This is a genomic window from Shewanella sp. (genome assembly GCF_013214165.1).
Lineage (GTDB): Bacteria > Pseudomonadota > Gammaproteobacteria > Enterobacterales > Shewanellaceae > Shewanella.
On the sequence record NZ_JABSSM010000003.1, the window covers coordinates 64,223 to 74,757 of the forward strand.

Genomic DNA, 10,535 nt, shown 5'->3' on the forward strand with positions numbered 1-10,535 from the left:
ATCAATGTTACAAATATTTACATTTAATCCGGATCAATAAAATCATTTGCTAGTTGGTGGCTCGACTATTCCCTTGTCTAGCAGCAAGACTTCAACTAATCCTTTACAGTTCAAGATTGCTAGTCATCAAAAAAGTGAGCGAATAGGCCTTTAAAATTACTCAAAAATAGCTGCTATACTTGGTAAGAACGAGTATTAATGGTAGTGACTGCGTAAGAAACACTAGTAGTTTAGATACACTTACGGCACAATTGATTTCTATGTTTCTACTGTGACGTTTGTGAATATGACCAGGTTGTGACCTTGTGTTGTTTTGGCGTTATGTTGTTGTAGATATAGGTGTTTTTGATGTGTAAATGATGCCCAGATGTGGCGGTTGTGACGGTTGTGACGGTTGTGACGGTTGTGACGGTTGTAAAGGATGTGCGGAAGGGTGCCAATGTTCATTATAAAAAATATGGAGTTTGACTCTGTTAGGAAAGTTATCACAGATCCTGTGAATGGAAAGAGTGTACTACTGGGACGCCATGATTGCTTGGTCTTGTTAAAGTTAATCGATTCATTTGGGCGCGCAGTAACACGCAATGAATTATTTGATAGTGGCTGGCCAAACAGAATAGTTACTGATAATTCATTGAATGCTTCGATAAAAAGAATTAGAGATGCCCTCGGCGATTCTAATAAGCAGATAATTAAGTCAATATCCGGAGTGGGGTATGAATTAGTTATCAAGCCTCAATCTACAGCTGTAATAAAGGTCAATAATAACGAAGGGAAAGTCAGTGTTGATAATGAAGTAGGTTTAATATCACATGATTCAGATGAAGGCATGGGAAACGTGAAAGATATTAAATCTAAATCTAACGTGACACCTAAGAATAACTTTATCTTTGCGGCATCATTTTTCATATTATTACTTATTGAAATTTCATTGTTAGATAAAATGTTCCATATACCATATTATTCAATTTCAGACATAGATGGTAAATGCATTGTTTTATTGAACCTATTTACAGAAAAACAACATAGCAAAGTAATTGTTGATTATTCTTTCAAACATGAAATGGAAGGTTGCTCTTATTATTTCACGAGCTATGGGCATATTATGCAAGTAACCAGTACTGGGTTCAAAGAATTATGAAACAGGTGAAAAAATCAATTGTCATCATCCATATAATGTTGTTGTTATTCATTTTTGTCGACAATCTTGGGGCTAACTATCGACTCAAGTCTTATTTTTTCGAAAAAGATAACCCGCATGTATTTAATGTGGTGTGTAAAACTATTTTTTGTGAATATTCATTATCAAATAAGACTGATGGGAATATCATAATGGCAGATGCAGTAGTCGTTAAAGTGTTGTTCACCAATGTGTTGTTCGTCACTAACATAGATTTCAATCATAAGGTATTGAACCGGTTTTATTACAAGGGCATAGACTTACATCCTGGGAAACCCATCAGCACCATAACCTACAAGCTAAAATCAAATCATCAATTGTTCGTTCTCATCGACACTGAATACATTCTCGCTTTTGGTGCGATATATTCAGGTCGACTTTCAACATTCGATTTCATACAAAAATATATTGAAATACCTGTATCGGTCAGCTAGGGCCGGCGTTGCTATGGTGTTAAGCTCGCTCAGACCATAGATGAAATAGGGACACAGCTCCTTAGGATCCCCAATATAAAGTTTACTTATAGTAAGAGGAAACGGGTGAAGCAAGGTAGAAACCTCTTGATTCGATCCTGTCTTGCTTGCTGGGTAACAGTACCCTACATCGAAGAGGCTTGGGCCATAAGCCCGTGAGCGAGAGGCGTGGAAGCTGAACTGGTCTTGTTATATGGACATGATTGGCTGGACGGCACTTGTATATGGACATATTTTACCGAATAGGCCGTTAAACATGGAAGTTGTTTGAAACGGCCTAGGCTATAGGATACTTCTCTTGAAACTTGCAGACTGTGGTACTTAGCGCAGCTGCATGCCACGATTGAGCGCTATCAGCTTATCAAAAATATGCTCGCCATCCATGCGGATGCCGTTGTGCTCATACTCAGACGTTAACCAATACTTTAGCTCGCCTACTTGCTTGGCGGTTTCCAGGCTGTAGTTCATTTCGACAAACATATCTTCGCTGTAGATGGCTGCCACGACGGGTACCTGGTTGCTCGCTAGGGTGTTTAGGTCGTATAGCTGTGACCAATCAGGTTTTTCCGCGAGTAAATTGGCGGCGTGTTTGAGCGGTTTAAGGTTAGTGAACTGCTCGAAAAACCAGGGGTAAACCATCTCGCCGGTAAACAGAAAGGGCTTGCCTGCTTCATAGTTAAATTCATCATATTGGCCGCGAACGCGCTGAGCTGACCAATTTGAGGCCCTGTGCTGACAGTAAATGCTCTCGTGGAGCAAAGCAAAAATAGGGTTGGTGTTGAAATCGAGTTGTTGGCAAAATTGTGCCAGAAACAGCGGGTTAACTTCTGTACCTGACTCAGTTTCGATAAGCGCCTGTTCAAGCAGGTAGTAAACCGATTCGGGACCTTGCTCCATGCCTATGTTAATGCCGAGTAGCTGTAGCATCTCCACTGTGAGTCGTTCACCCGTGGCGATACGGACCACATTGTTACTGATGTGCTCGGCTAGCTGAGTGATAAGGGTCTGAGCATCGCTGAAGCGTTTAAAGAAGTCTTGGTTTTTCGCCAACACTCGCTTGTAAGTGGCTTGGTATACTTCATCTGCACTGCGGGTCAGTGATGGTATACCGCCTGTGATATAGGCTTCTTTCAATCCTTGTGGTGCATCGTTTAAGTATTTAAGTACACAAAAACCACCGAAACTTTGGCCTAGGATGCTCCATTTGTCATCTGGACAAAGCTGAGCACGTATCGCTTCGGCATCACGGATGATATTATCGGCGCGAAAATGTGTCAGGTATTGGGCTTGTTCTTCTGAGTCCATATGATTCAGGCTCAGATAACTCACCGGAGTAGAGAGGCCCGTGCCACGTTGATCGAGTAGTAAGACTCTGAACTCCCTCAGTGCGCGCTTAATCCAGCCTCCATTGGCGGCGGGACGTATCGCAGCGAAACCTGGTCCACCTTGAAAAAATACCAGATATGGCAGTTGTTTGTCTTGGTTCTCAGGGGAAACCAACTCACGAGCGAATACTTTGATCTGCTCGCCCTTGGGCTTGGCATAATCTAAAGGAAGTGAGAAAGTGTGCTTTTGGGCTGTTAATCCTGCAAACGTTAAGTCAGATTTCATGGAGGCCTTGTACAATAGAGTTAAAATTTGATGCTCATTATGTGTCTCACTATAATGGTGAGCAGAACGTCATTATTGGCAAATTGTATATAAAATCACTGCGGATACAAAGTTTATCCATCGCGTGATAATTTAGGGCGGCTTATATGAATTGATTTAGATCAATTTGTGCGCATACCCGAGAGAGAAGAGTGAACTTGGCTTAACCTTTAACCTTATATGTAAAGCTACTTGTAGAGAATGCCAATCTCTTGTAATAACGCCTCTTAGAAAAGAGTCATTTAACATCCCCGAAATAGAGAGTTAGCCTAGGCGGAAATGCATGAAGTATCAGATTATTCCAGTCACCCAATTTCAGCAAAATTGCAGCCTCATCTGGTGTGGCAAAACCAAGGCTGCGGCCGTAGTTGATCCTGGCGGAAATATGGAGCGAATCTTGGCTGAGGTGGAGAAGCTTGGGGTTAAGCTGGAAAAAGTACTATTGACCCATGGCCATATCGATCACGTGGGGGCGGCTAAGGAGCTATCCGAGCATGCTGGCATTCCTATCATAGGTCCGCACAAGGCCGATAGATTCTGGTTAGATAATCTAGCGAAGCAGAGCCAGCATTTTGGATTTGTGCATTGTGAACCATTCGCGCCGACGCAATACCTTGAAAGCGGTGACACCGTGATCTTAGGCTCTTTGACTCTAGAGGTGCTGCATTGTCCGGGGCACACACCGGGCCACATAGTTTTTTTCTCGGCTAGCAGCAGTACTGCATGGGTGGGTGACGTCTTGTTTCATGGCTCGATTGGTCGCACCGATTTTCCTCAGTCAAATCATCAAGACTTGATCCACTCAATCACCAAGATCCTCTGGCCATTGGGCCGTGATGTGGAGTTTATTCCTGGTCATGGCCCCATTTCGACTTTCGGCACTGAGCGAGATCAAAATCCTTTCGTGGCAGATCAGCTGTTTAGCTAAGTTATTTTTAAAATGCCTTGCTCTCAATATCGATTGCTTGAGTGAGAGGTTTTTAGCAAAGAGTGATTGGAGCAAGTGACTAAAGCTTCAGTTTAACGCGATTCAATGGCTCCTATGGTAAGGGGCCTTTTTGTTTATCCTTGCCTGATGATTATGACTGGTGTGTCTTTAAGCTGAAATATGTTGCAATGTATTGGCTATTCACTCCATTAAACATCTCTGTTAGCTTAGATTTTCTGTATGGATAACAATAGAGACACATGGAGATGTCCCATCGTATCGAAGATATTCTCCCATTGGCTGTCTGCGCCAACCAAAGACTGCTGCTTAGAGGGCGATTTCAGCTGTCCGTTTGCCTCACCCGCAGGTATCGCTTCGGGAGGGGGGCTTCCCGAGTCTGTATGACTCCTCCATTAAAAATGATGTAACAAAGGCTAAACAGCCCCATTAAAGGTGATGCTATGAAGGCTAAACAGACTATAATTCCTCCATTGATCGCCTTGATGGCTGCAGGCCAGAGTCGACGTTTTAATGGCGTTAAACTTGCGCAGGGCATAGATGATATAGGGACACCTCTGTTGTTAGACAGTTATCGAAAGCTTAAAGGGTTTAGCGACGAATTAGGTGCCGACCTGGTGGTCATCTTAGGCGCCCACGCCGATCTCTTGGCATCGATATTACCGGGCGATGCCAAACTCATTTATAACTCACAGTGGCAACAAGGTATGTCCACTTCGATCAAGGCTGCTGTTGGCTACGCGCAGGAGCAGGGAGCCGAGTCTCTGATGCTCTCACTTGCCGATCAGGTGGCCTTGCAGCCTGAGCATTTTCATTCCTTAATCGAGGCGAGAAGTCAGCTTGATACCCGTGTGTGTGGATTTTATCTTGGCTCCTTGTCGGTTCCAGCCATTTTTCATCGAGACGATTACCCTAAGTTACTCGAGCTGAGCGGTGATCGCGGGGCTAAGCCCGTGTTAAATGACCTTTATGAAAGCGGCAAGATGCTCGCTATAGAGATGGAGAGTGCTGCTTTCGATATTGATACCCGATATGACTTGCAGCAATGGTTAGCTGGGCGCTCATCGAATCTAGGGTAGACAGAGCCCAATAGCTAATCATTAACTCTATCTATCTAGTTAGCTGGAAGTTAATCACCAATATGGCAATCTTTCGAAGTGATGGGCAAACAAGGAGTGTGTAATGTCTGATACCGTTCTGACACTGAAAATTAATGGCAAGCTGTTCCAGTTGGACGCCGATCCTAAGATGCCAGTCTTGTGGGCCGTGCGTGACATGCTGGGCTTGACGGGGACCAAGTATGGCTGTGGTGCGGGCCTTTGCGGCGCTTGTACCATTCACGTCGACGGTAAGCCTGCTCGAGCCTGCTTAACCAGTTTGAGTCAGGTGCAAGGCAAAGAGCTGACTACCATAGAAGGCCTCGAGGCGGATAAGCTCAAGCAAGCCTGGACGGAGCACAAGGTGCCCCAGTGTGGTTACTGTCAATCGGGACAGTTGATGTCGGCTGCAGCGCTGTTGAGTCAAAACAGCAAGCCCAGCGATAGCGATATCGATGAAGCCATGGCGGGGAACATTTGTCGTTGTGGCACTTATACCCGCATTAAATCAGCCATTAAATCGGCTTCCGGGCAGACAAGGGATCAGGAGATCACGGCATGAGTTCATTCACTGCTACACAGAATTTTAGCCGTCGTGATGTACTTAAGCTTTTCGGCGCCGCAGGAGGCGGCCTGGCATTAGGCGCCAGCGGCCTAGGTTGGAGCCCTATGGTGATGGCTCAAAGCGCCGAGTCACGCCTCAATTTGTTTATCGCTATCGGTGAAGATAATAAGGTGTATCTGACTTGTCACCGCTCCGAAATGGGCCAAGGGATCCGTACCGGCATCGCTCAGGTACTGGCGGATGAACTCGGTGCCGACTGGGATAATGTGGTTGTGGTTCAGGGGCTGGCTGATAAACGTTATGGCAGCCAAAATACCGATGGCTCCCGCAGCATTCGCAAAGGCTTCGATAAGATGCGCGAGATGGGAGCCATGGCCAGAACCATGCTCGAACAGGCCGCCGCAGATAAATGGCAGGTCTCGATAACGGAGGTATCGACCAGTAACAATCGAGTCAGTCATGCTAGATCGGGCCAGAGTGCCAGCTTTGGTGATCTTGCCCTAGCGGCTTCGAAAGTGGCCATACCCGATGTTGAGTCTTTAACCCTTAAATCCCCTCAAGAGTACACCCATATAGGCGCGTCCCACGCTATCGTAGACATGCAAGATATGCTCACGGGAAAGGCGCAATATGGCTATGACGTGCAGGTCGACGGCATGCTGTATGGGAGCATCACCCGCCCCCCTGTGTTTGGCAGTGAAGTGGCTAAAGTCGATGATAGCGCAGCCAGAAAGGTGGCTGGGGTTGTGGATGTTATTCAGCTGTCGGCGACGCAAGGCGCCCCCATGTTTCATCCACTAGGCGGCGTCGCGGTTATTGCCACTAATAGTTGGAGCGCGCTTGAGGGGCGCAAGGCGTTAAAGATTGAATGGACAGATTCGAGCAATGATGATCATGACTCTCAAGCGTATCTTAGTCTGCTCAAGGAGCGGGTCAGTCAGCCCGGAAAGTTGATGCGTCAGCAAGGAAAAGAGGTCACAGACTGGCCTGCAGATCGCACCATTAGCGCCTTGTATAGCGTGCCTTATCTTGCCCATGCGCCAATGGAAGCACCATCGGCCACGGCGAATGTGACGCCAGATGGTTGTGAAATGTGGGCATCGACTCAGACGCCCCAAAGTGCGCAGCAGAACGTGGCCGCAGCCTTAGGGCTTAAAGAGGAGCAAGTGAAGGTGAATGTCACCTTGCTGGGCGGTGGTTTCGGGCGTAAGTCTAAGCCTGATTACTGCGTCGAGGCGGCCTTGCTGTCTAAGAAAGCTGGCAAGCCCATCAAGGTGTGTTGGAGCCGGGAAGATGAGATACAAAATGGCTATCTACACGCCATCAGTGCTCAGTTTTATCAGGCCAAACTTGGCCCGAATAACATGCCCGAGGCGATTCTGCAGCGCTCAGGTTTCCCGACCATAGGCTCCACTTTTTCCGAGGGCGCAGATCACCCCGCCAGCTGGGAGCTCGACTTAGGTTTTGTCGATGTACCTCTGGCGGTCAAGAGCCTCAGGTGTGAAGCTGTTAAGGCCCTGGCCCATACCCGCATAGGTTGGATGCGCTCTGTGTGTAACATTCAGCATGCTTTTGGTATCGGCAGTTTCGTCGATGAGTTGGCGGTGAAAGCCAACAAGCCCTGCACTGTGATGTGGAAGGAGCTACTTGGAGAAGTACGTCATGAGACCTTTGCCAATCAAGTATTCAAATACGGTAACTATGGCGAAGATCTGGCCCGTCACCCTGTGGACATTGCCAGATATCGCGGCGTCATAGATGCGGTAGAACACGCCATGGAAAAAGCAGGCGCTGCGGGTCACAATCAAGGCTGGGGCTTTGCGGTCCACAGAAGTTTCACCGCCTTCGTGGCGACGGCCTTGTTAGTGGAAGTCTCTGAGGGTAAGCAGCTGAAGGTGCTAAAGGCGATATCAGCCATAGATGCCGGCACTGTGGTCAATCCTGACAGAGTGAAGTCTCAGACTGAAGGCGCTGTGATGTTTGGCTTGAGTCTGGCCATGATGGGGGAGATAGACTTTAAGGAAGGCAAGGTAGTGCAGTCTAACTTTCATGACTACCCCATGTTGAGAATGCCCCAATGTCCTGACATCGAGACGATCCTAATCGAGTCTGATGCGCCGCCAGCGGGTGTGGGCGAGCCAGGCGTCCCGCCTGTCGCGCCTAGCCTGACCAACGCCATTTTCGCGGCATCAGCAATGAGAATACGTGACTTACCCGTGAGCAAGCGGCTTAAGGTGTAAGCATGCTTAATCCAGTGTCAAATATAAAGAGTGTCAGCCATGTTGGCCGACACTCTTTTTTTGGAAGGTTACATATAAAAACTGATTTACGTTTAGTCTTACTTACTACAAATTTCATTTTAGTCATGAATCACAGCATGGTGTAAATTGCCCTAATGTTCGTTTTTTGCCTGATCAGTGCCACACGAGCACAATTAAGCAGCAGTTAATACTGAATTTATGTCCTAGATCCTATTTTTTTTTTATAATAAAGTGTAATTTAAGCGACAAAATGGTCAACCAAAAGTAACAGTTGGCCTTCTTCCTATGTAATGAGGGGTCAATACATGGAAAATCGTTGGCAAGTCGCCATTTCGGCGGGTCTACTTGCGGCTGTTTGGGCCGGCATCGCCGATACATTCAGCCTAGTCACTTGGATAGGTTTTCTAGCCTGTAGTACTTATTTTGCTCAACCTAAACCAGGTTTTCAAGGCGTACTCATGAGTTGGGCGACTAACCTGTCGGGTGTGTTTTGGGCCTGGATTGTGATCTGCGGCAGTGGATATTTTGAGTCGGCCTTTGTGGGGGTTCTACTCACAGGTATCGTCACATCGGCCATGTGTCTTCAAGCAAGCTATCATAAACTCGCCTTCATTCCCGGCGCCTTTATCGGTTGCTGTGTTACTTTCGCTATGGGTGGTGATATTGCTAAGATTCTGCCAGCATTAATCCTAGGCGCACTGCTTGGCTACTCCATGGTCTTATTAACTGGACAATTCGTTAGCTTGACTCAGAGATGGCGCGCGTTCACAGGGCCGTCAACTGCAAATAAAGTCACCGTTCAAACGACCACTAACGATCAACCGCGTTAGACAGGGCCTATCATAGAGTGATTAGCCGAATTAGGATCTAGGTAAACAAGATGAAACAAATTGAATTTAGAAAGATAGACGCCTTGATAATCAAGCTGAGCCTGAACGCTAAGTTTTGGGTGGTGTGTGCTTTAGTTGCACTGATCACCGCCAGTATTGCTCTGGTTAACTTAAATTATGCAAGAGAGCACGCAGTGCAGGCGAGTCAAGCCAAGGCGCAAGCTATGGTGGATGCCTTCGCGGCAGTGGCTAATTCACAGGGGATTAAAGGTCATGACCTGAATCAATTTGCCACAGAGCAAGGCCTGCAAGTGGTGAGTCGCATGAACTCATCTCGCCGGGGGGATAATGTCACAGTTACCTCGCCCGTTGACAGCCAATATCTGCAGCTCAACACCCATGTGGCCGCCTGGGAAGTCGAATCTCTGAGTGATGCTAACTTCATGTTCTGGATAGCCCTGGCGGGGTTACTGCCATTGTTCCAGTTGAGTTACTGGATCTCCACTTCCTTAGGCGGTGGTTTGTGGGATATGTATATCGCGATCAAACGCTTGGCCGATGGCGATCTCACTCAGAGACTTAATTTCTTCGGTAAAGATGATTTCAGTATGATCGCCACCGAAATTGATCGCAGCGCAGATAATATGAGTCAGATGGTTACTGCGATAGGCAATAATGCCGCGACTCTGGCTCAAGCCGCCGATGAATTTAATCAGCAGGCAAATCAGAGTGACGAGCTCATCGGGTTTCAGCATCAGTTTTTAGATACGGTGGCCGTGGCCATGGATCAGATGACCGCCGCAATCGAAGAGGTATCAAGCAACGCGGCCAATACTTCTGAGCAGACTAAGGCCAATTCACATCAAGCACAAGAGAGTAAACTGCGGATCATAGATGCGGTTGATCGTATCTCTGGCCTGGTGGCTAAGATTGGCGCTGCATCTGACTCGGTCTCTCAGCTGTCGCGCAATGCCTCTGAGATAGGCGCGGTAGTCACCACCATTAACAGTATATCTGAGCAGACGAATCTACTCGCACTCAATGCTGCCATCGAGGCGGCTCGCGCCGGTGAGCAGGGTCGCGGGTTTGCCGTGGTTGCCGATGAGGTGAGAACCCTTGCAGGGCGAACTCAGCAGGCGACGGTGGAGATTCAGTCTATGATTGAAGGCCTGCAATCGGGTTCGACTAAATTGACTCGGGTGACGCAGGAGATAGTCGAGCAGGCCGATCAGGGCCGGAGCGCTATCGTCTCTGTGGGGGAAGATGTGGACTCTATGGCGGCATCGACTAATGATGTGTTCGATATGAGTTCACAGATTGCCGCTTCTGCCGAGGAGCAGAGTGTTTCAGCACGTGATATTGCAATGCAACTCAATGATATACGCGTTCAGTCGGAAACGATAAAGCAAACGGCGCAACGTTCTGTGTCCTTGGCCTCCGAGCTGCGTAATTCATCTCTCGAGTTAGAGGGGATTTTGCAGCAGTATCGTACTGGCTAATCGCACATTTGAGCACGATTTTTAAAAGCAAAAC

General features: G+C 47.3%; 9 protein-coding genes. 8 read left to right on the plus strand and 1 reads right to left on the minus strand.

Features of this window, described 5'->3' with window-relative positions; all coding sequences use genetic code 11:
• Nucleotides 1–439 precede the first annotated feature (439 nt).
• Nucleotides 440–1,141: a winged helix-turn-helix domain-containing protein gene (locus HRU42_RS01745; protein ID WP_295028443.1), complete on the plus strand. Its 702-nt coding sequence runs from the start codon at nucleotides 440–442 to the stop codon at nucleotides 1,139–1,141.
• Between the two features lie 191 nt (nucleotides 1,142–1,332).
• Nucleotides 1,333–1,614 (plus strand): hypothetical protein, encoded by a 282-nt coding sequence (locus HRU42_RS01750; RefSeq protein ID WP_295028445.1) that lies wholly within the window; start codon nucleotides 1,333–1,335, stop codon nucleotides 1,612–1,614.
• 360 nt (nucleotides 1,615–1,974) lie between these two features.
• Here HRU42_RS01750 and HRU42_RS01755 read toward each other — a convergent pair whose 3' ends face one another.
• Nucleotides 1,975–3,264, minus strand: coding sequence for an alpha/beta fold hydrolase (locus HRU42_RS01755; RefSeq protein ID WP_295028447.1), 1,290 nt, complete (start codon nucleotides 3,262–3,264; stop codon nucleotides 1,975–1,977).
• A gap of 322 nt (nucleotides 3,265–3,586) precedes the next feature.
• Here HRU42_RS01755 and HRU42_RS01760 point away from each other — a divergent pair, with 322 nt between their 5' ends.
• The 6 genes from HRU42_RS01760 to HRU42_RS01785 all read left to right on the plus strand — a co-directional run bounded on the left by HRU42_RS01760 (nucleotide 3,587) and on the right by HRU42_RS01785 (nucleotide 10,501).
• Complete coding sequence (locus HRU42_RS01760; RefSeq protein ID WP_295028449.1) at nucleotides 3,587–4,231, plus strand: MBL fold metallo-hydrolase; 645 nt, start codon at nucleotides 3,587–3,589, stop codon at nucleotides 4,229–4,231.
• Nucleotides 4,232–4,692: 461 nt separating this feature from the next.
• On the plus strand, nucleotides 4,693–5,328 hold the full coding sequence (locus HRU42_RS01765) for a nucleotidyltransferase family protein (protein ID WP_295028451.1): 636 nt from the start codon (nucleotides 4,693–4,695) through the stop codon (nucleotides 5,326–5,328).
• A gap of 103 nt (nucleotides 5,329–5,431) precedes the next feature.
• Nucleotides 5,432–5,908, plus strand: a complete 477-nt coding sequence (locus tag HRU42_RS01770) for a (2Fe-2S)-binding protein (RefSeq protein WP_295028453.1) — start codon at nucleotides 5,432–5,434, stop codon at nucleotides 5,906–5,908.
• Entirely contained in the window at nucleotides 5,905–8,151 is a 2,247-nt protein-coding gene (locus HRU42_RS01775; RefSeq protein WP_295028455.1) for a molybdopterin cofactor-binding domain-containing protein, read from the plus strand. Before HRU42_RS01770 ends, HRU42_RS01775 begins: the two co-directional genes overlap by 4 nt.
• 326 nt (nucleotides 8,152–8,477) lie before the next feature.
• Entirely contained in the window at nucleotides 8,478–9,002 is a 525-nt protein-coding gene (locus HRU42_RS01780; RefSeq protein ID WP_295028457.1) for a DUF1097 domain-containing protein, read from the plus strand.
• Between the two features lie 50 nt (nucleotides 9,003–9,052).
• Nucleotides 9,053–10,501, plus strand: a complete 1,449-nt coding sequence (locus HRU42_RS01785; protein WP_295028459.1) for a methyl-accepting chemotaxis protein — start codon at nucleotides 9,053–9,055, stop codon at nucleotides 10,499–10,501.
• Nucleotides 10,502–10,535: the final 34 nt, after the last annotated feature.

What these genes read in the sequence shown, in the direction of transcription:
- HRU42_RS01745 (WP_295028443.1), top strand. Translation starts at nt 440, where the DNA reads ATGTTCATTATAAAAAATATGGAGTTTGACTCTGTTAGGAAAGTTATC.
- HRU42_RS01750 (WP_295028445.1), top strand. Translation starts at nt 1,333, where the DNA reads ATGGCAGATGCAGTAGTCGTTAAAGTGTTGTTCACCAATGTGTTGTTC.
- HRU42_RS01755 (WP_295028447.1), bottom strand. Translation starts at nt 3,264, where the DNA reads ATGAAATCTGACTTAACGTTTGCAGGATTAACAGCCCAAAAGCACACT.
- HRU42_RS01760 (WP_295028449.1), top strand. Translation starts at nt 3,587, where the DNA reads ATGAAGTATCAGATTATTCCAGTCACCCAATTTCAGCAAAATTGCAGC.
- HRU42_RS01765 (WP_295028451.1), top strand. Translation starts at nt 4,693, where the DNA reads ATGAAGGCTAAACAGACTATAATTCCTCCATTGATCGCCTTGATGGCT.
- HRU42_RS01770 (WP_295028453.1), top strand. Translation starts at nt 5,432, where the DNA reads ATGTCTGATACCGTTCTGACACTGAAAATTAATGGCAAGCTGTTCCAG.
- HRU42_RS01775 (WP_295028455.1), top strand. Translation starts at nt 5,905, where the DNA reads ATGAGTTCATTCACTGCTACACAGAATTTTAGCCGTCGTGATGTACTT.
- HRU42_RS01780 (WP_295028457.1), top strand. Translation starts at nt 8,478, where the DNA reads ATGGAAAATCGTTGGCAAGTCGCCATTTCGGCGGGTCTACTTGCGGCT.
- HRU42_RS01785 (WP_295028459.1), top strand. Translation starts at nt 9,053, where the DNA reads ATGAAACAAATTGAATTTAGAAAGATAGACGCCTTGATAATCAAGCTG.